The sequence below is a fragment of the Cellulosimicrobium sp. TH-20 genome, from assembly GCF_002105775.1.
Lineage (GTDB): Bacteria > Actinomycetota > Actinomycetes > Actinomycetales > Cellulomonadaceae > Cellulosimicrobium > Cellulosimicrobium funkei.
In genome coordinates this window covers 2890665-2908130 of record NZ_CP020857.1, presented here as the reverse complement: position 1 = coordinate 2908130, position 17466 = coordinate 2890665, and the positions used below count along the sequence as shown (strand labels likewise).

At 75.1% G+C, this 17466-nt stretch carries 19 protein-coding genes; 5 read left to right on the top strand and 14 right to left on the bottom strand.

Annotation, left to right across the window (positions count from 1 at the left end):
• Positions 1–32 precede the first annotated feature (32 nt).
• The 3 genes from B8281_RS12835 to B8281_RS12825 form a co-directional block, all read right to left on the bottom strand.
• Complete coding sequence (locus B8281_RS12835; RefSeq protein ID WP_061268456.1) at positions 33–1034, bottom strand: MvdC/MvdD family ATP grasp protein; 1002 nt, start codon at positions 1032–1034, stop codon at positions 33–35.
• Positions 1035–1074: 40 nt separating this feature from the next.
• The gene (locus B8281_RS12830) at positions 1075–2556 is read right to left on the bottom strand and encodes a serine protease (protein ID WP_085387916.1); all 1482 of its coding nucleotides are present in this window, start codon (positions 2554–2556) and stop codon (positions 1075–1077) included.
• A 175-nt stretch (positions 2557–2731) separates the two neighbouring features.
• A complete protein-coding gene (locus B8281_RS12825; protein WP_034652300.1) occupies positions 2732–3148 on the bottom strand; it encodes a VOC family protein in 417 nt (138 codons plus the stop codon).
• A 135-nt stretch (positions 3149–3283) separates the two neighbouring features.
• Here B8281_RS12825 and B8281_RS12820 point away from each other — a divergent pair, with 135 nt between their 5' ends.
• A complete protein-coding gene (locus B8281_RS12820) occupies positions 3284–4402 on the top strand; it encodes a YafY family protein (RefSeq protein WP_085387915.1) in 1119 nt (372 codons plus the stop codon).
• Between the two features lie 3 nt (positions 4403–4405).
• Here B8281_RS12820 and B8281_RS12815 read toward each other — a convergent pair whose 3' ends face one another.
• Positions 4406–5215, bottom strand: a complete 810-nt coding sequence (locus tag B8281_RS12815) for an SDR family NAD(P)-dependent oxidoreductase (RefSeq protein ID WP_085387914.1) — start codon at positions 5213–5215, stop codon at positions 4406–4408.
• Positions 5216–5411: 196 nt separating this feature from the next.
• Between B8281_RS12815 and B8281_RS12810 the strand changes: the two genes are divergently transcribed.
• Positions 5412–6605 carry an NAD(P)/FAD-dependent oxidoreductase gene (locus tag B8281_RS12810; protein WP_085387913.1) on the top strand — a complete coding sequence of 398 codons (1194 nt, stop codon included), beginning with the start codon at positions 5412–5414 and terminating at the stop codon, positions 6603–6605.
• Here B8281_RS12810 and B8281_RS12805 read toward each other — a convergent pair.
• On the bottom strand, positions 6569–7162 hold the full coding sequence (locus tag B8281_RS12805; protein WP_085387912.1) for a DUF4334 domain-containing protein: 594 nt from the start codon (positions 7160–7162) through the stop codon (positions 6569–6571). The genes B8281_RS12810 and B8281_RS12805 overlap by 37 nt on opposite strands.
• A 115-nt stretch (positions 7163–7277) precedes the next feature.
• On the opposite strand from B8281_RS12805, the gene B8281_RS12800 reads away from it, so the two are divergent.
• Positions 7278–8117 (top strand): alpha/beta fold hydrolase, encoded by an 840-nt coding sequence (locus tag B8281_RS12800; RefSeq protein ID WP_085387911.1) that lies wholly within the window; start codon positions 7278–7280, stop codon positions 8115–8117.
• Positions 8118–8136: 19 nt separating this feature from the next.
• Here the strand turns inward: B8281_RS12800 and B8281_RS12795 are convergent, their stop codons facing one another.
• Positions 8137–9396 carry an AI-2E family transporter gene (locus B8281_RS12795; protein WP_085387910.1) on the bottom strand — a complete coding sequence of 420 codons (1260 nt, stop codon included), beginning with the start codon at positions 9394–9396 and terminating at the stop codon, positions 8137–8139.
• Positions 9397–9493: 97 nt separating this feature from the next.
• Here B8281_RS12795 and B8281_RS12790 point away from each other — a divergent pair, with 97 nt between their 5' ends.
• Entirely contained in the window at positions 9494–9874 is a 381-nt protein-coding gene (locus B8281_RS12790) for a VOC family protein (protein ID WP_085387909.1), read from the top strand.
• A 4-nt stretch (positions 9875–9878) separates the two neighbouring features.
• On the opposite strand, the gene B8281_RS12785 is transcribed toward B8281_RS12790, so the two are convergent.
• Positions 9879–10742, bottom strand: a complete 864-nt coding sequence (locus tag B8281_RS12785; protein WP_085387908.1) for a helix-turn-helix transcriptional regulator — start codon at positions 10740–10742, stop codon at positions 9879–9881.
• Between the two features lie 100 nt (positions 10743–10842).
• Between B8281_RS12785 and B8281_RS12780 the strand changes: the two genes are divergently transcribed.
• Positions 10843–11607, top strand: coding sequence for an SDR family oxidoreductase (locus B8281_RS12780; RefSeq protein ID WP_043657808.1), 765 nt, complete (start codon positions 10843–10845; stop codon positions 11605–11607).
• A gap of 46 nt (positions 11608–11653) precedes the next feature.
• On the opposite strand, the gene glsA is transcribed toward B8281_RS12780, so the two are convergent.
• From glsA to B8281_RS12745, 7 genes are all read right to left on the bottom strand, one after another.
• On the bottom strand, positions 11654–12646 hold the full coding sequence (glsA, locus tag B8281_RS12775; RefSeq protein WP_085387907.1) for a glutaminase A: 993 nt from the start codon (positions 12644–12646) through the stop codon (positions 11654–11656).
• A gap of 43 nt (positions 12647–12689) precedes the next feature.
• Positions 12690–13490 carry an SCO1664 family protein gene (locus B8281_RS12770; protein WP_369824972.1) on the bottom strand — a complete coding sequence of 267 codons (801 nt, stop codon included), beginning with the start codon at positions 13488–13490 and terminating at the stop codon, positions 12690–12692.
• Between the two features lie 74 nt (positions 13491–13564).
• The gene (locus tag B8281_RS12765; RefSeq protein ID WP_085387906.1) at positions 13565–14110 is read right to left on the bottom strand and encodes a DUF3090 domain-containing protein; all 546 of its coding nucleotides are present in this window, start codon (positions 14108–14110) and stop codon (positions 13565–13567) included.
• Positions 14111–14174: 64 nt separating this feature from the next.
• Positions 14175–14879 (bottom strand): histidine phosphatase family protein, encoded by a 705-nt coding sequence (locus B8281_RS12760; RefSeq protein WP_085387905.1) that lies wholly within the window; start codon positions 14877–14879, stop codon positions 14175–14177.
• Between the two features lie 24 nt (positions 14880–14903).
• Positions 14904–15329, bottom strand: a complete 426-nt coding sequence (locus B8281_RS19305) for a hypothetical protein (protein WP_157446632.1) — start codon at positions 15327–15329, stop codon at positions 14904–14906.
• Positions 15330–15672: 343 nt separating this feature from the next.
• Positions 15673–16302, bottom strand: a complete 630-nt coding sequence (locus B8281_RS12750; protein WP_085387903.1) for a DUF305 domain-containing protein — start codon at positions 16300–16302, stop codon at positions 15673–15675.
• A 93-nt stretch (positions 16303–16395) separates the two neighbouring features.
• Positions 16396–16809, bottom strand: a complete 414-nt coding sequence (locus B8281_RS12745) for a DUF6153 family protein (protein WP_157446631.1) — start codon at positions 16807–16809, stop codon at positions 16396–16398.
• Between the last annotated feature and the right edge of the window lie 657 nt (positions 16810–17466).

Genomic DNA, 17466 nt, shown 5'->3' with positions numbered 1-17466 from the left:
GGCCGACGACGGGCCGTCGACAGGCCGAGCGCTCAGTCCGCGCTGCCGCGCCAGGTGCGCCGCCGCGTCGCGCCCGGTGCCTCCTCGCGGTCGAGACGGGCCAGCAGCGCCGCGAGCGCCGCGGCGATCGGCTGCCCGGTCGCGTACTCGACGAACAGCCACTGCCCGGCCGGGTTGATCTCGAGGAACACGTAGTCGCCCTCGGGCGTGCGGCGCAGGTCGACCGCGCCGTACCAAAGACCCAGCACCTCCATGAGCCGCAGGAGCGCGGTGGCGACGTGCTCGGGGAGGTCGTGCACGGACGTCGGGCAGTGGTGGGTGTCGACGCGGAAGTCGTACGCGTACGCCGACTCCTCGGTGCGCAGCTCGGCCGCGAACAGCTGCGTGCCGACGATCGTCACGCGCACGTCCGACCCCGCGACGGCCTCCTGGAAGATGACCGGCGCGTACCGCACGCTCTCGATGAGCGCGAGGTCCGAGTCCCGCACGGGGCGGGTCTCGCGCCACGTCGCCGGCGTGCCGCTGAACGGCTTGAAGATCACGCGACCCGGTTCCCGGTGCAGGAACTCCCGGGCGCGTGCCGGGTCGTTGGTCATGCACGTGCGCGGCACGCGCAGCCCGAGGCGCGCGGCGACCTGGAGCTGCCACATCTTGCGGGAGCCGGCCTCGTCGCGGTCCGGGTCGTTGACCCAGGTGGCGGGCAGGCACGACCACAGCCCGGACACCGCCGCGGCGACCTCCCCGTGGGCGAACCCGCGGTCCTGGGCGGAGCGCAGGTCGTCGTGCAGCGCGAACGGCTGCGGTCGGCGCCACCACACGGCGCGCAGCGTGGTGGTGTCCACCGCGCTCACGCCCTCGGCGCTCGTGTCGACCCAGTCGGCGCGCCACCCGGCGGCGTCCTGGGTCGAGGTCAGCGCCACGTCGCGGGGCGCGTGCCCCGTGTCGAGGAGCGCGTGGGGCGCGCCGAGCGCGTCCAGGTGGCGGACGACCTCCGTGGTGTGGAGGTCGTCCGCGTGCGACACGATGCCGATCATCGCGGGCTCCCGGTCCGGTCCGTGGGCGAGGTCGCCCGGGTCACTGCCCGGCCTGGAGCGCGGCGAGGGTCGCCTCGACGGCCTCGAGGGTCGCGCGCGCCTCGGCGACGGCCTCGACGAGGGCGCCGACGACGTCGACCGCCTCGCCCGGACCGTCCTCGTCCACGAGCGACTCCGCGCCCTGGACGAACGGCCGCGCCCCGGCGAGCGCGCCCGCCTGCACGAGCCGCCCGATCACGGGGTTGACCACGGGGTCGAAGAGGTCGCCGGGGTCGACGATCCCCTCCTGGAGCGTGTCGCCGGGTCCGGAGCCGACGTCACCCGCGAGCCCGGTGCCGACGGGGTTGTCCGCGGCGAAGCGGGTGTCGCCCTGGAAGACCGAGTCGAGGGCGCGCGGCGTGCCGCCCTGGTCCCGGAGGAACGACGTCCCGATCTGGTCGGCGACCGTGTGCGAGTCGGCCTGCCGGATCGTCAGCACGTCGACGGCGCGGGCCGTGTCGGCGCCCAGGAGCGTGCCGACCTGGTCGGCGGCCTTGACGGTCGCGATGACGTCCTGCGCGAGGGAGGTGAAGCCGTCGTCGGCGGTCGCGGTGCGCGCCCCGTGGGGCAGGGCCTGGAGCGTCGGCGACACCGCGCGGATGCCCGCGATCGCCGTGCCGAAGTTCGACCCGGTCCCGGCCGCGTTGCAGCCACCGTTCGTGTGGACGCCGACGAGCTCGCCCGCGGGCCCGAGGATCCCGGACCCGGAGTTGCCACCGAGCGTGTCGATGTCGTCGTAGCGGACCTGGTTCGTCGTGACGACCGTCGCCGGGCCGGCCTCGACGCGCTTGGGCATCCCGGCGGGGTGGCCGATGATCGCGAGCATGTCGCCCACGGCCGGGTTGGCGGTGGCCACGGCCGTGAACCCGTAGGTGCTGCCCGGGTTGCCGCCCACGCGCACGACGGCCATGTCGAGGCCGCCGAGCCGGTACTCGACGAGCGCGACGATCGGGAAGCTGTGCTCGGTGCGCAGGACACCGGACGGGTCCACCTGGAAGAGCACGTTGATGTGCATGCTCGTCGCGATCTGCTGCGGCGTGAGGACCTGCATCGACCCGTTCTGCCGGGGCAGGACCCAGCCGTCGGCGCTCTGGTCGAACAGGTGACCGCACGTGAGGACGAGGTCGGGCGCGATCAGGGTGCCGCTCCCCCAGCGCACGCCGTCGACGTTGCCGGGGTTGGTGAAGACGCCGCCGAGCCCTGCGTTCCACTGGACCTGCACGGCCTGCTTCTGGTGGGCGTCCACGTACGCGCGCGTGACGCCGAGCGTGCCGTCGTACTGCTCGACGGGCTGGGAGTCGTCGGTCGCGCCGCAGATGGACTCGAGCATCTCCGCGTACGTGGGCTCGTCGCCCGCGATGGACTCGAGCGTCAACGGGATGCGTTCGGGCAGCGGCGGGTACAGCGCGTCGACGGTGTCGGGCGTCTGCGGCACCTCGCGCCGGCTCGGCTTCCGCGGTGCCGACTTCTTGCTTCCGGGCATGGGTTCCCCCTCGGTTCGGTCCCCCTGCACCTGGAGGGAGGCCCCTGTGCCTCGGCACGTACACCGCGCCCCTCTCGCGCCCGAGCACGGGACCGGCGACCGGATCCGGGGAGATCCGGTCGCCCGTCCCGTGCTCGCCGGTGGACGTTGCCGGCCGGTGGCCGGTGGCCCAGGGTCAGCGGGGCGCTGCGACGTCCAGGACCCAGGTCACGCCGAAGCGGTCGGTGAGCATGCCGTACGCGGGCGCCCAGTCCGACGACGCGAGCGGCGCGACGACGGTCGAGCCGTCGACGAGCGCGTCCCAGTAGCCGCGGACCTCCTCGACGTCGTCGCCGCGCACGGACACGAAGAACGGCGCCTCGCCCGGGCTCCACGGCCGGTCGGAGGGGACGTCGTAGGCCATGACGCGGAACCCGCTCGGGGCGCTGACCTGGCCCCAGACGACGAGGTCGGCGGCCGCCGGGTCGGCGGCCTGGCCGAGGTCGCCGTACGTGGTGACGACGAGTTCGCCCCCGAACACGGACCGGTAGAGCTCGAGCGCGGCACGGGCGTCGCCGCGGAAGTTGAGGTGCGGGGTGGTCTGGACGGACATGGGCTCTCCTCGGGAGGCTCGTGGCCCGCGACGGTCGCCGGGGGCCGTGCGCCGGGCCGACGACCCGTGCGCACCCCACGACTCTCGCGCTCCATCAGGACGGATGGTGTCCGCATTCTGCGCGAGCATGGAGCCATGACCGAGACGTCGCGCCGCACCCTCCTGCTCCTCGCGCTGCTCCAGGCGCGCCCGGACCGCACGGGGCCCGAGCTCGCCGCCCGCCTCGGCGTCGACGCCCGCACGGTGCGGCGCGACGTCGACCGGCTGCGCGAGCTCGGCTACCACGTCGTCGCGACGCGGGGACGCGTGGGCGGCTACCGTCTCGACGCGGGCGCCGAGCTCCCGCCGTTGCTGCTCGACGACGAGCAGGTCGTGGCCCTCACGGTCGCGCTGCGCACGATCACCGCGAGCGGCGTCGGCGACGACCTCGCGGAGGCCGCCGTCCGCGCGCTCACGACCGTGCGGCAGGTGCTCCCCGCACGGCTCCGGCACCGCGTCGACGCGGTGGACGTCACGACCGTCGCCGCGGCACCCGGGCACCCCGCCGCGCAGGTCGACCTCGACGTCCTGCTCGCCGTAAGCGCGGCGGCCCGCCGCCGGGAGGTGCTGCGCTTCGACTACGCGCCCGCGGCGCCGGGAACGCCGCCCGACGCCCCACCCGGCACCGCGCTCCCCGACGACCCGCGCACCGCCCTGCCGCCGCGCCGCGCGGAGGTGCACCACGTCGTCGTGCGGGGCGGCCGCTGGTACGCGGTCGCGTGGGACCTCGACCGCGACGACTGGCGGACCTTCCGGCTCGACCGGATGACGTCGCGCACCCCGACGGGACCGCGGTTCGCGGCACGCGAGGTGCCGGGCGGGGACGTCGCCGCGTTCGTCGCCGCGCGCTTCGTCGGCGCTCTCCCGAGCACCGACCCGGGCGCGGGTCCGCAGACCCTCCGGGACGCCGGCAGCACGGCGCCCCGCGGCTCGGGCGCGACGCGGGCCCCGGGGACCCCGGCTCCCGGGTGGCCGTGCGAGGGCTGGGTCGAGCTCGCCGCCCCGGCGCGCGCGGTCGCGCCGTTCGTCGAGGACGGCGCGGTCGAGGCGGCGGGCCCGGAGCGCTGCCGGGTCCGGCTCGGGTCGTGGTCGTGGGTGGCGCTCGCGGCGCGCGTCGCGGCCTTCGACGCCGACGTGCTCGCCGCGGGCCCGGCCGAGCTCGTCGCCGCGTGCGACGCCGTCGCCCGACGCCTCGGCGCGGTCGCCGCGTCGTGACGGTCAGTCGGGCACCGCGCCACCGGTGAGGTTGACGATCGTCCCCGTCATCGCCGCGGCGCGGTCGGACGCGAGGAAGGCGGCGGCGTCGGCCACCTCCTGGACGGTCGGGAGCCGTCCCCGCAGCGTCCCCGCGGCGAGGGAGCCGTCGTCGAGCAGCTCCTGGACGGTCTGCCCGGCCGCGGCCGCGGCGGGCGCGAACAGCTCGCGCGTGTACGAGCCGTGGGCCGGCCCGTCGACGACCGCGTGGGGCCGCAGCCCGACGACGCGCACGCCGGCCGGGGCGAGCTCCGCCGCGAGGAGCCGGGTGAGCGTCTCCTTGCCCGCGGCGCTCACGCCGTGCCCGAGGATGCCCGGTACGACGAGCCGCGCGCCCGGCTCGGACAGGGTGAGGAGCACGCCGGGCCGGTCGCGCGCGAGGTAGGGAGCCACGGCCCGGCTCGTGAGGAACAGGCCGCGCAGGAAACCCTCGACCGGGCGCCAGAACTCCTCGAACGAGAGGTGCCCGAGCAGGGTGCCCTGGTCGTGGGGGACGCTCACCGCGTCGAGCACGACGTCGATCCCGCCCGCGGCCGCGGCGACGGCCGCGGCGTGGGCCTCGACCGCCCGCTCGTCGAGCACGTCGAGCCGCGCCGTCTCAGCACGACCGCCCGCCGCGGCGATGTCGCGCGCGACGGCATCGAGGTGGTCCTGCGTGCGGCCCGCGAGGAAGACGCGCGCGCCCTCCCGCGCGAAGGTCCGGGCCACGGCCCCGCCGATCGCGCCTCCGCCGCCGTAGACCACGGCGACCCTGTCCTCCAGCAGTCTGGTCATGTCGCCCTCCCGGTGCGTCCCGTCGAACGGGTCTCGGTCCCGCCGGCGCGACCCGCGACCGGCGCTCGTGCTGCAACCTCAGGGTTGCACATCGCCGCGGTTCAGCGCAACCCCCTGGTTGCATCCGTCTGACAGGGCGTGCGGGCGGCCCCCGCCGTAGCGTGGAGCGACCCGCCCCCGGCAGATCGGACCCGCCATGACCGCACCGGCACGCCACGACGTGCTCGTCCTCGGCGGCGGCAACGCCGGGCTCTCGCTCGCCGGGCGCCTGCGCCGCGACGGTTGCCCCGACGTCGCCGTCGTCGACCCGCGGACCACGCACCAGTACCGGCCGCTGCTCTCCTACGTCGCGTCGGGCATGGCGACCCTCGACGACCTCACCCGGCCGCAGGAGGACGTCGTGCCCGACGGCGTGCGCGTCTACCCCGACCGCGTCGTCGGCGTCGACCCCGAGCGCTCGCTCGTGCACCTCGCGGGCGGGCGCACGCTCGGCTACGGGGACCTCGCGGTCTGCCCCGGGTCGGAGGTCGACTGGGACGCCGTGCCCGGCGCCGAGCAGGCGATGGGCACGCCGTTCGCCGCGACGAGCTACCTGCCCGACCTCGCGCCGAAGACGTGGGAGCTGCTGTCGTCGCTCACCTCCGGCACGGTGGTGTTCGCGATCTCGGCGCGGCACGTGCCGTGCTTCCCCGTGGGCCTCAAGCCGCTGTTCGTCGCCGCCGACCACTGGCGCCATGCCGGCGTCCTGGACGCGATCCGGGTCGAGCTCGCGGTCGAGTCGCCGCGCCTCGTCGACGACCCGCGCGCGGAGCCCGCGCTGCGTGCCGCCGCCCGGCGCTTCGGCGTGCGGGTGCGCACCGCGACGTCGCTCGTGTCCGTCGACGCGACCCACCGTACGGTCCGGCTCCGCGGGCCGCACGGGACCGACGAGCTCTCCTACGACGCGCTCTACGTCGCGCCGCCGCACCGCGCCCCGGCGTGGGTCGCCGCGAGCGGGCTCGCGACCCCCGAGAGCGACGGGTTCGTCGCGGTCGACCCCGAGACCCTCCAGCACGTCGCGCACCCGCGCGTCTGGGGGCTCGGCGACGCCGCGGCGCTCGACGCGATGCCGTCGGGCGGCGCCCTGCGCCGGCAGGTGCCCGTCGTGGCGCGCAACATCCAGGCCCGACGGCGCGGCACCCCGATGCAGCGCTACGACGGCTACTCGGTCGCGCCCGTCACGACGTCGCGCGACCGCCTCCTCCTCGCGGAGTTCGACCGGGACCGTCGGCCCGACCCGGGGTTCGGCGTCGTCGACCTCGCGCGCCCGCGCCGCAGCCTGCTGCTGTTCGACCGCTACCTGCAGCCCACGATCTACTGGCGGCGGCTGCTCCAGGGCAAGGTGTCCTGACCCGCGGCACGCCGCAGCACGAAGAAGAACGGGCGGCCCATGCCGCGCGCCTCCATGCACCCCACGAGCGTGTCGTCGTCGACGGCGCGCAGCGCGTCCTCGACCGGGAGCGCGTCGTAGGTCATCGCCGCGGTCACCACGCCCCGGTGCACGACGGCGCGCACCCGCGCCCGGGGCGCACGCGTCCGGGTGAGCGGCAGGAGCGCCCGCGCGATCCGGGCGACCGGTGGTCGGCGCAGCGTCGGCGCCGCCCGCAGCACGAGCGGGAGCGGGACGAACGCGGGGTTGACGTCCACGAGGCCGCCGCCCGCGCCGTCGAACAGGAGGGGGTGCGCGTCGCCGCCGCGCTCGAACCGCTTGCCCGCCCAGCCCAGCGCCTCGAGCGCGCCGTCGAGCACGTGCCCCGTCGGCAGCCCGGACCCCCACCAGAACCCCGGGAGCGCCTCGCCGTCGACGGGCGCGAGGCCGTCGAAGAACGCGAGCGCCCCGGCCGTCGTCGTGCCGCGCGCGAGGTCGTCGAGCATGCCGGCTCCCCGCGGGGCGTCGGGGTGGGTCATGTCTCCTCCTCCTGCGGGCGGACGGCGACGCGCACGTCTCGCTCCGATCCTGGCGCGGCGGCGCGGGACCCGCCCGCCGATTGCCGGTGCGGCGGCCCCGCCGCACGCTGGGACGATGACCGAGACCCGACCGACCACGATGCGCCGCGGCACCCTGACGTTCGACGTGCACGACGACGGTCCGGCCGACGGAGCGCCCGTCGTGCTCCTGCACGGGTTCCCCGAGGACTCGTCGACGTGGTCCCGCGTGGCGCCGCTCCTGCACGAGCGAGGGCTGCGCACGGTCGCGCTGGACCAGCGCGGCTACTCCCCCGGCGCGCGCCCGCTGGCCCGAGCGGCGTACCGGCTGCCCTTCCTCGTCGCGGACGTCCTCGCCCTCCTGGAGCGCACCGGGCCGGCGCACGTCGTCGGGCACGACTGGGGCGCCGGCGTCGCGTGGGCGCTCGGGGCGTGGGCGCCCGAGCGCGTGCGCAGCCTGACCGTGCTCTCGACGCCGCACCCGCGCGCGATGGCACGCGGGCTCGTGCGGTCGGACCAGGCGCTGCGGTTGCTCTACGTCGCCCTGTTCCAGCTCCCCGCGCTGCCTGAGGCGTTCCTGCGGCCGCGGTTGCCCGCGCTGCTGCGTCGCTCCGGCCTGCCCGCCGAGCAGGCGGAGCGGTGCGGGGCGCTCATGCGCGAGCCCGGCGCCCTGACCGCAGCCCTGGACTGGTACCGCGCGCTGCCCCTGGGCGCGCGTCCCGTCGGAGCCGTCCGGGTCCCCACGACGTACCTGTGGGGCGCGTCGGACCCGGCGCTCGGGCGGTGGGCCGCCGAGGACACCGAGCGGCACGTCGAGGCGCCGTACCGCTTCGTCGAGCTCGACACCGGGCACTGGCTGCCGGCGCACGCCGCGGTCGAGGTGGCGTCGGCGGTCGCCGACCGGGTCGCGGCCTCCACCGCGGACGTCGCGACCTGAGCCCGCCCCGCGCCCGCCGTCAGGACGACGACGCCGGCGCGCCGTCGACGGTCTCGTGCCGCTTCTGGCGCGCGAACCGCGCGGGGAGGTCGGGGCCGTCCCAGACCTGGATCGCGCGCCAGATCGACGCCGCGATGGGCACGGCGAGCACGGCGCCCGTGAGGCCCGCGAGCACGGTGCCCGCGGTGAGGGCGACGAGGATCACGAGCGGGTGCAGGCGCAGCGTGCGGCCCATGACGACGGGCTGGAGCAGGTCGCCCTCGAGCTGGTTCACCGCGATGACGATCGCGACCACGATGAGCGCCTCGACCGGCCCGACGGCGACGAGCGCGACGAGCGCGCACAGGACACCCGCGAGCGTGGCCCCCACGAGCGGGATGAACGCGAGCAGGAACACGAGCACGGACAGCGGGAGGACGAGCGGCACCCCGACGATCGCGAGGCCGATGCCGATCGCGACGGCGTCCACCGCGGCGACGATCGCCGTCCCGCGCACGTAGCCGCCGAGCGTGCGGACCGTCGTCTCGCCGATGCGCTGCCCGCGCGCGTACCGGGCGCCCTCGAACGGACGCAGCAGGAACTCCCAGATGGCCGGGCCGTCCTTGAGGAAGAAGAACAGCACGACGATCATCACGAAGAACCCGGCGACGAAGTCGACCGTCTGGGAGGCGCCCGCGAGCGCCCCGGCGCCGACCGCGTCGGACTGGAGCAGGCCGACGAGCGAGTCGCGCACCGACGCGATCTGCTCCTCGGTGATGTCGAACGGCAGGTTCTGCACGTAGGTCTGGAGCTCGTCGAAGCCGTCGACGGCCTGGTCGCGCAGCTCCGGCCACTGCTTGACGACCGCCGCCGCGACGAGCCACACCACCACGCCGAGCACGACGACGAGCGCGAGCAGCGCGACGACCGTCGCGAGGAACGACGGCACGCCCTTGCGCCGGAGCAGCCCGACGAGCGGCGAGATCGCCGCGGCGAGCACGAGCGCGATGAGGACCGGGATGACGATGAGCGTCAGCCGCGTCACCGCGAACACCGCGACGGCGACGAGCGCGACCAGGGCGAGCACCTGCACCGAGCGCGTGCCCGCGCGACCGAGGCCGTCCGACCAGAGCGCGGACGCTCCCGCCGGGCGCGCGGGCTCGACGGCGTCGGCCCGGTCCGCAGCGGTGTCGGTCTCCCCGGTAGGGGCACGCTCCGCGACGGCGACGCGCTCCGCGGCGGGAGCCTCCTCGGCGCGCTCGTCCGCCCGCTTGCCCGACCGCCGTCTGCCCAGACCCATCCCGCTCCCTCTCTCGCCGCACGTGTGACGGCCAGGGTGCCACGATCGGGCGTCACCCGCCGGGTGCCGGGACGGGGCGCCCCGTAGGCTGCGAGGCATGGCGTCCCGCATCAGCGAGCTGGTCCTCGACTGCGCCGACCCGGAGCTGCTCGCCCGGTTCTGGTGCGACGTGCTCGGCTACGTCGAGCTCGACCGCGAGGAGGACGGCTCGATCGAGATCGGCCCTCCCGACGTCGGGTTCGGCGGCCCGCAGCCGACCCTGATCCTCAGCCCGAGCACCGACCCGCGCGCGGGCAAGCTCCCGCTGCACCTCGACGTGAACCCGACCGACCGCGACCAGGACGCCGAGCTCGAACGACTCCTCGGCCTCGGCGCGCGGCCCGCGGACGTCGGCCAGACGGGCGACGAGCCGTGGCACGTCCTCGCCGACCCCGAGGGGAACGTGTTCTGCCTGCTCCGCCAGCGCCTCGACCCCTGAGCCGTCAGGAGGGCTGCGGGGGTGACGGCACGGCGAGGTCCTGCGTGCCCACGACCCCGAGCAGGCGGATCCTGTCCGCGGCCTCCGTGCCCGGCGCCGCCGTGAGCACGAGGAGCACCTGGAGCTGGTCCTCCGTGGTGAGCGCCTGGCAGTCCACCTCGATCTCCCCCACCACCGGGTGCACGAGCGTCTTGTGGTCCACGAACCGGCGCGCGACCTCCTGCCGGTCCCACAGCGCGACGAACTCCGGGCTCGTGCGCGACAGCACCCGCACGAGCTCGCCCGCGCGCGACGACGCGCCCAGCACCGCCACGGCCGAGCGCAGGCTCGCGACCAGCGCGCGGCCCTGCCGGTCCCGGTCGTCGGCCGGGTAGATCGCCCGCGCCGTCGTCGGGTGGGCGAACCACCGGTAGATCTCGCTGCGGTCCCACCCCGCGTACGCCGACGCGTCCCCGTAGAGCGCGCGCGCCAGGTCGTTCTGCGCGAGCGTCTGCGCGAGCGGGTCGAGGATCAGCGCCGGGGTGTCGTCCAGGCGGTCGAGCACCCGCTGCAGCGCGGGAGCCACGCGCCCGGGATCGGTCGCCCGGTCGGGCACCCCGTGCCCGGCGACCCGGTAGAGGTAGTCGCGCTCGTCGTCGGACAGGCGCAGGGCCCGCGTGATCGACGCGAGCATCTGCGTGCTCGGCTGCGGCCCGCGCTGCTGCTCGAGGCGCGTGTAGTAGTCCGTCGACATGAGCGCGAGCTGCGCCACCTCCTCGCGGCGCAGGCCCGGTGCCCGACGGCGCGGCCCGGCCGGGAGCCCCACGTCGCCCGGCTGCAGCGCCTCCCGGCGACGGCGGAGGAAGTCGGCGAGCGCGGCGCGGTCCATGCGCCCATCGTCCGCGGTGCGCGGCGCCCGTGCCAGGGATCGCCGGTCCCCCGCCCACCGGACTCTGCCGCGCCGCGCGCACGGCGTTCAGGATCGAGGCATGGACATCACGAGCAGCACCGTCTTCATCCCCGGCGCGACGAGCGGCATCGGGCTGGCGCTCGCCGTCGCGCTGCACGAGCAGGGCAGCACCGTCGTCGTCGGCGGGCGCCGCACCGACCTCCTGGAGCGGATCGCCGCCGAGCACCCCGGCCTCGACACCGTGCGCATCGACACCACCGACCCCGAGAGCATCGCCGCAGCCGCGAAGGAGGTCCTCGACCGCCACCCCGACCTCGACACGCTCGTCACCATGGCCGGGATCATGCGCACCGAGGACTGGCACCACCCCGAGGGCTTCCTCGACACCGCGGAGCAGATCGTCACGACCAACGTGCTCGGCCCGATCCGGCTCGTCGGCGCGTTCGTCGAGCACCTGCAGACCCGGCCGCGCGCGACGATCGTCACCGTGTCGTCCGGGCTGGCGTTCGCGCCGCTCGCGGCCACGCCGACGTACGACGCCTCGAAGGCCGCGATCCACATGCTCAGCGAGGCGCTGCGGCTCCAGCTCGCCGACACGAGCGTCGACGTCGTCGAGCTCGTCCCGCCGTCGGTGGCGACCGACCTCATGCCGGGTCAGCGCGAGAGCGCGATCGCCATGCCGCTGGACGAGTTCGTCACCGAGGTCGTCGAGCTGCTGCGCACGCAGCCCGACGCGCACGAGATCCTCGTCGAGCGCGTGAAGTTCCTGCGGTTCGGCGAGGCGCGCGGCGACTACGACGACGTCGTGCGCACCCTGAACGCGTCCGACCCCCACGGGCGCTGAGCGGGCTGGTCCGTGACGGCGCAGGACGGGCGACGCGGGAGCCTGGTCAGGAGCGCGTGCCAGCAGGCCGGGACGCGAAGAGGTCGAGCCCGAGAGCGCGCGACAGGAGGGCGCCCGCGCGGCGGCCGCGCACGGAGTTCCCCGCGTCGTCGAGCCGCGGGGAGAACGCCGCCACCGCGCCCTTCCCCGGCGACATCATGACGATGCCCCCGGAGATGCCGCTCTTGGCCGGCACCCCGACCTCGAAGAGCCACTCGCCCGACCTCTCGTACATGCCCGTCGAGGCCACCACGCTGAGCGCGTCGCGGGCCATGCCCGCCTCGACCACGCGCTCGCCGGTCGACGGGTTGACGCCGCCGTTGGCGAGCGTGGCGCCCATGACGGCGAGGTCGTGGGCGTCGACGCGCAGCGCGCACTGCCGGGTGTAGAGATCGACGACGGCCCCGGGGTCACCGTGCAGACGCCCGTGGCTCGCGAGCAGCGAGGCGAGCCCCTCGTTGTGCCGGCTCGTCCGGGACTCGGACCGGTAGACCTCCTCGTCGACGTCGAGGGCGCGCCCGGCGAACCGCGACAGACCGTGCACGAGGAAGTCCCACCGGGCGTCGTCCGTGTCGCCGGGGACCAGACCCGTCGTCGCGAGCGCGCCCGCGTTGACCATCGGGTTCATCGGGTGCCCCTCGCCGTGCTCGATGGCCAGGACCGAGTCGAACGGCACGCCCGTGTTGTCGACGCCGACCCGCTCCAGCACGGCGTCGTGCCCGATCTCCTGGCAGACGAGCGCGTACACGAACGCCTTCGATATCGACTGGATCGAGAACCGGTGGCGCACGTCGCCGCGCGCGTGCTCCGCACCCGCCGTGTCGGTGAAGACCACACCGAACAGGTCCGGCTCCGCACCCGCGAGCGCCGGGACGTCCTCGATGACCGTGCCCTCGTCGAGGTCGCGGAAGCGCTCGTACGCGTCGTCGAGAGCGGCCTCGACGACGTCGCGCCCGGGCAGGGTACCGGTGGAGACCCACGGGTCGGGGAGATGGCTCATCCGTCGTGACGCTACCCGGGGCGCGTGCCGCTCGCCCGGGAGGTCAGAACAGCGGCCACGGGACGGCGGGCATGTCGCCCTCCGGTGCGGGGAACCGTGCCGTGCGCAGCAGCCGGTCGCAGCGCTCCGCGAGGGCGGCCACCTCGTCGGGTGCGAGGAGACCGCGCAGGCGGTGGGCGAGGTCGCCGTCGAGGCCCGCGCGCACGCGCTCGACGCCCGTGAGCTCGTCGTCGGCGAGGGGCTCACCGAGCCAGCCCCAGAGCACGGTGCGCAGCTTGGGCTCGACGTGGAAGGTGACGCCGTGGTCGACGCCGAGGCGCCGCCCGTCCGCCAGCGGCAGCACGTGCCCGCCCTTGCGGTCGGCGTTGTTCACGACGGCGTCGAGCACCGCCATGCGCCGCAGCGCCGGCGAGTCCTCGTGCACGACGCTCACCGGGCGGTCGTCCTCGTCGACGCCCTCCAGCACCGTCCGCACGCCGTCGGGCGGCACCTCGTCGGTGGGCACGACGTCGACGGGCGACTGTGCCGCGTCGACGTCCTGCCAGAGCTGCACCATGCCCGGACCGAGCGGCCCGTCGCGCAGCCACGTGCGCGGCACGACTCCCCCGCCGAACACCTCCGAGACGAGGTACGCGGCGACCTCGCGGCCCGCGAGCGTGCCGTCCGGGAAGTCCCACAGCGGCTTCTCGCCCGCGACCGGCTTGTACACGACCGAGACGTCGCCCAGCCGGGCGAGGAACGTCGCGTTGGACGCGACGCGGATCCGCCCGACGACGTCGAGCGGCACCTCGGTCAGGACGTCGTCGAGCGGAGTGTCGGCAGGGTCGAGACCGAACGGCGCGATGGCCGGGTCGAGGCCGGACGGTGGGACGGCGGGCTCGACGTCGGACGGCGCGGCGGCGTCGTCGTGCGGGGTCGTCACGCCTCGCCGGGCAGCGCGCACTCGTGACCGTCGGGGTCGACCGGCCGGCCGCACAGCGGGCACAGGGGGCGGCCCGCGCTCACGACGGCGCGCGTGCGCTGCGCGAACGCGCGCGCCGTCCCCACGGGCATCTTGACGAGGAGCGACTCGGCGGGCTCCGGCTCGTCCGCCTCGGGGTCGAGGTCGTCGTCCACGAGCGGGAACGCCTCGACGATGACCTGCGCCGTGCGCGGGTCCCAGGTCAGGCGCATCGCGCCCGTGCGGAACTCCTCCTCGACCGGGAGGTCCAGCGGGTCGTCGTCGACGAGCTCGGCCGGGACGTCGGCGGGGACGCTGTACCGGTTGTCGGGCTCCTCCATGAGCTCGTCCAGCAGGCGCTGGATCGTGTCCGCCAGGACGGCGGACTGCTCCTTCTCGAGCGCGACGCTCGTCGTCCGCGTGCCTTCGCGCGCCTGCAGGTAGAACGTGCGGGAGCCGGGCGACCCGACGGTCCCCACGACGACGCGGTCCGGCCAGTCGTACTCGTGGACGAGAGTGGGCATGACCTCACTCTACGAGCGCACGGCCCGTCCGCACGGGACGGCCACGGGTCGGACGTCGGCTCGGCTACCGCGCGGCGTCGGCCTGGCCCGGCCCGGCGCCGCCGCCCACCGGCGCGTCGCCCGCGGGCGCCGCGCTGCGCAGCCAGGAGAGGTCGCCCGCGTCGGTGTTCACCGCCACGACCTCCGGGCGGTGCGGCCCGTACCGGACGACGGAGATCGATGCCGGGCCGACGACGATGCGCTGGAAGAGGTCCAGGTGCACCCCCAGCGCGTCGGCGAGCACGGACTTGATGACGTCGCCGTGCGAGACCGCCGCCCACACCGCGTCCGCGCCGTGGCGGGCGGCGACCTCCGCGTCGTGCCGCCGGACCGCCTCGACGCCCCGGGCCTGCATCGCGGCCAGCGACTCGCCGCCCGGGAAGACGGCCGCCGACGGCTGCGCCTGCACGACCGACCACAGCGGCTCCCGGGCGAGGTCCTTCAGCGCACGCCCCTGCCACTGCCCGTAGTCGCACTCGGTGATCCCGTGCTCGGTCAACGACTCCAGGTCGTCCGCCTGGTGGTCGAGCACGGCTTGCGCGGTCTGCCGGCACCGCTCCAACGGGCTGGTGACGACCCGCGCGAGCGGCACGCCCGCGACGCGCTCGGCCGCCCGGGCCGCCTGGTCACGCCCGACGGCGTCCAGCGCGACGCCGTCGGCCCGCCCGGCGAGGATGCCGCTCGCGTTCGCGGTGGTGCGGCCATGACGGACGAGCAGGACGGTCGGCATGCCCCGAGCGTAGGTGACCGACGCTCAGCCCGCGGCGGCGGCGTCCGGGGGCGGTGGTACCTCGGCCTGGGTCGAGATCACCCGCGGGGCCAGCTGGTCGGGCAGGGGCGCCAGGCCCGGCCCGCCCGCGCGGATCCAGGAGTGCAGGGCGGCGGTGAGCTCGTCGCCCGCCAGCTGCTCGAACCAGGCGGGGCCGGCGGCGCGCGCGGAGGGCACCGGCCGCACCACGACGACGTCCCCGCGCTCGCACGCGTCGAGGCAGTCGACGACCGTCAGGCGCGCGTCCCCGCTCTCGGCGATCCGGCGCAGACGCTCGAGCTGTCCGCCCGGGCGGGTGTCGGTCGCGCCCAGCGTCTCCCCCGCGCACAGCCCGCACGCCGTGATGCCGGGCACCGTGCGCGCCGGGCGGGGACGACGCCCCCGCTCGTCGGTCGGGATCGACGCCGTCACGCGCCAAAACCTCGGTCACGAACCGCCGTCGCGCCGTGCCCGCTGCGATGTGCTCGGGACATCCTGGCTGTCCTACTTCCTGTCGTGCTGGCGGAACCCGCGGCCCACCGCCGCATATACCCGGTAAGGGTATATGCCTGAGGGGAGGGCCCGCTCGCTCGACCGGCCTGACGCCGTCCTGGATCGGCTTGCCCTGGGTTCGAACCCCCGAAATTGGCTCCGATGAGCAGTGAAGGGTCGCCGCGCACGACCTGAACGCCGTGCACGTTCGGCGCGCTGCTCGACCCTCCGGCATGGGCCGCGGGGCGCGCGCACGTCGGTGCGCACGCCCCGCGGGGCGGGATCAGCTCGAGGCGAGCAGGTCTTCCATGGTGGAGATCTCGGCCTGCTGGGTCTCGACGATCTGCTGCGCCATCGCGACCGCGTCCGCGTTCTCGCCGTCGTCGACCTGGATCTGCGCCATCTCGACGGCACCCTCGTGGTGGACGATCATCTGCTCGAGGAACAGCTGCCCCGCCTCCGCGCCCTGCGCGGCGTCCAGGGCCTGCATGTCCTCCTCGCTCATCATCCCGTCCATGGACCCGTGGCCCATCGCCTCGTGGTCCATGCCGCCGGACTCCTCCATCGGGGAGCCCCACTCCTCGAGCCACGTGGTCAGCTGCTCGATCTCGGGCCCCTGGGCGTCCTTGATCTGGTTCGCCAGGTCCGTGACCTCAGGGTCGACGCCGTCCTTGGCCAGGATGACGTCGGACATCTCGATCGCCTGCTCGTGGTGCGGGATCATCATCTGGGCGAACATCACGTCCTGGTCGTTGAACGTGCCGTCCTCCGCCGTGCCGTCCTGCTCCTCGGCCCCGGTCGTGGCGGACGACGGCGCCGTCCCGCTCCCGGGCTCGTCGTCGGTCGAGCACGCCGCCAGGCTCGCGACGGTCACCAGCGCGATCGCCGGCACCAGCACACTCTTGAACTTCATGGGACAGACCTCTCGTCTCGGTATTCAGGAACCACACGCGCCCCGGTGCGGGGCGTGTCGGTCGACGCAGGGTGCGTCGACGGCGTGCGGCTCCTACGTCCGAGAGATGCCGAGAAGGTGCAGCGACGGCGCGAGGCCGACGAAGGGCTGAGCGCGCCCCGGTTCGACGAGGCGGGACCAGACGGGGGTGAGGCGTGCCAGGAGGCCGCGCCCGGGGCGCACGAGAGCGAGCAGCACGACCAGCACCATGAGGCACATGGCCGACGCCATCTCGTGCCCGCCGCAGTCGAGGCAGCCACCCTGCTCGTGGTGCCCGGGGTCGTCGTCGGCCACCGGTGCGCCCGCGGGGTGGCTCGTCTCGGCGATGACCGCCGCAGGCCCGACGTGGGCCGTCGACGACCCGCTCATCGCGTGCATCGTCACGACGCCGAGAAGCAGCGCAGCGATCAGCAGGGCACCCGAAAGCCCTCGCCGGCGCCCGGCGAGCAGCGAACGGAGTGCGGCCATGAGCTGCATGTCGCCGCCACCCTAGCAAGCGGCCACCCGGTCCGGTCACGGCACGACGAGAAGAGGGACCGGCGGGTGCCGGCCCCTCTTCGTGTGTCGGGCTGACAGGATTTGAACCTGCGACCCCTTGACCCCCAGGCGTCCAGATGGCTCCCGCGAGACCGATTTCCGCGTAACTCCGGGCGTCAGATCATGCAGAGCACGTCACGACATGCATGGTCTCCATGACTCTGGTCCCCTTCTGGTCCCCCTCGCAGAGGACTCAGGGGGCTCTCTCGAGGTGCCTCGTCCGCCGACTTCTACGTACGACCCCGTCGCGCGGCGAGCGGCTACTTGACCCAGTCAAGGGGTAAGCACTCTCCCGTGCTTCTGCGGGCCAGCCGACGCCTGCGGTGTCGGTGACCCTCGCTATCGTCGTTCTATGGGTCGAGCGCAACCCGCGCTCGATCGACCGGAGTAGACCTTCGCGAGGGAAGCACCATGGGTTCGTCTGGCAAGGGTCGAAAGAGGCCACGTAGACGAGGCCCGACCGCGCCACGAGATGCCACCGCTCCGACGCCGCCACACTCTGCGGACAGCGACGCCCGCGAAGAGCTGTGGGGGAAGCTGAGGCACGGCTCGCGCAACGTCGCAGGCGTCACTTGGCAACTTGCCGTC

What these genes read in the sequence shown, in the direction of transcription:
- B8281_RS12750 (WP_085387903.1), bottom strand. Translation starts at nt 16,302, where the DNA reads ATGAAGTTCAAGAGTGTGCTGGTGCCGGCGATCGCGCTGGTGACCGTC.
- glsA (WP_085387907.1), bottom strand. Translation starts at nt 12,646, where the DNA reads ATGAGCCATCTCCCCGACCCGTGGGTCTCCACCGGTACCCTGCCCGGG.
- B8281_RS12760 (WP_085387905.1), bottom strand. Translation starts at nt 14,879, where the DNA reads ATGCCGACCGTCCTGCTCGTCCGTCATGGCCGCACCACCGCGAACGCG.
- B8281_RS12790 (WP_085387909.1), top strand. Translation starts at nt 9,494, where the DNA reads ATGGCGTCCCGCATCAGCGAGCTGGTCCTCGACTGCGCCGACCCGGAG.
- B8281_RS12820 (WP_085387915.1), top strand. Translation starts at nt 3,284, where the DNA reads ATGACCGAGACGTCGCGCCGCACCCTCCTGCTCCTCGCGCTGCTCCAG.
- B8281_RS12830 (WP_085387916.1), bottom strand. Translation starts at nt 2,556, where the DNA reads ATGCCCGGAAGCAAGAAGTCGGCACCGCGGAAGCCGAGCCGGCGCGAG.
- B8281_RS12815 (WP_085387914.1), bottom strand. Translation starts at nt 5,215, where the DNA reads ATGACCAGACTGCTGGAGGACAGGGTCGCCGTGGTCTACGGCGGCGGA.
- B8281_RS12785 (WP_085387908.1), bottom strand. Translation starts at nt 10,742, where the DNA reads ATGGACCGCGCCGCGCTCGCCGACTTCCTCCGCCGTCGCCGGGAGGCG.
- B8281_RS12765 (WP_085387906.1), bottom strand. Translation starts at nt 14,110, where the DNA reads ATGCCCACTCTCGTCCACGAGTACGACTGGCCGGACCGCGTCGTCGTG.
- B8281_RS12800 (WP_085387911.1), top strand. Translation starts at nt 7,278, where the DNA reads ATGACCGAGACCCGACCGACCACGATGCGCCGCGGCACCCTGACGTTC.
- B8281_RS12835 (WP_061268456.1), bottom strand. Translation starts at nt 1,034, where the DNA reads ATGATCGGCATCGTGTCGCACGCGGACGACCTCCACACCACGGAGGTC.
- B8281_RS12745 (WP_157446631.1), bottom strand. Translation starts at nt 16,809, where the DNA reads ATGGCCGCACTCCGTTCGCTGCTCGCCGGGCGCCGGCGAGGGCTTTCG.
- B8281_RS12780 (WP_043657808.1), top strand. Translation starts at nt 10,843, where the DNA reads ATGGACATCACGAGCAGCACCGTCTTCATCCCCGGCGCGACGAGCGGC.
- B8281_RS12825 (WP_034652300.1), bottom strand. Translation starts at nt 3,148, where the DNA reads ATGTCCGTCCAGACCACCCCGCACCTCAACTTCCGCGGCGACGCCCGT.
- B8281_RS12805 (WP_085387912.1), bottom strand. Translation starts at nt 7,162, where the DNA reads ATGACCCACCCCGACGCCCCGCGGGGAGCCGGCATGCTCGACGACCTC.
- B8281_RS12810 (WP_085387913.1), top strand. Translation starts at nt 5,412, where the DNA reads ATGACCGCACCGGCACGCCACGACGTGCTCGTCCTCGGCGGCGGCAAC.
- B8281_RS12795 (WP_085387910.1), bottom strand. Translation starts at nt 9,396, where the DNA reads ATGGGTCTGGGCAGACGGCGGTCGGGCAAGCGGGCGGACGAGCGCGCC.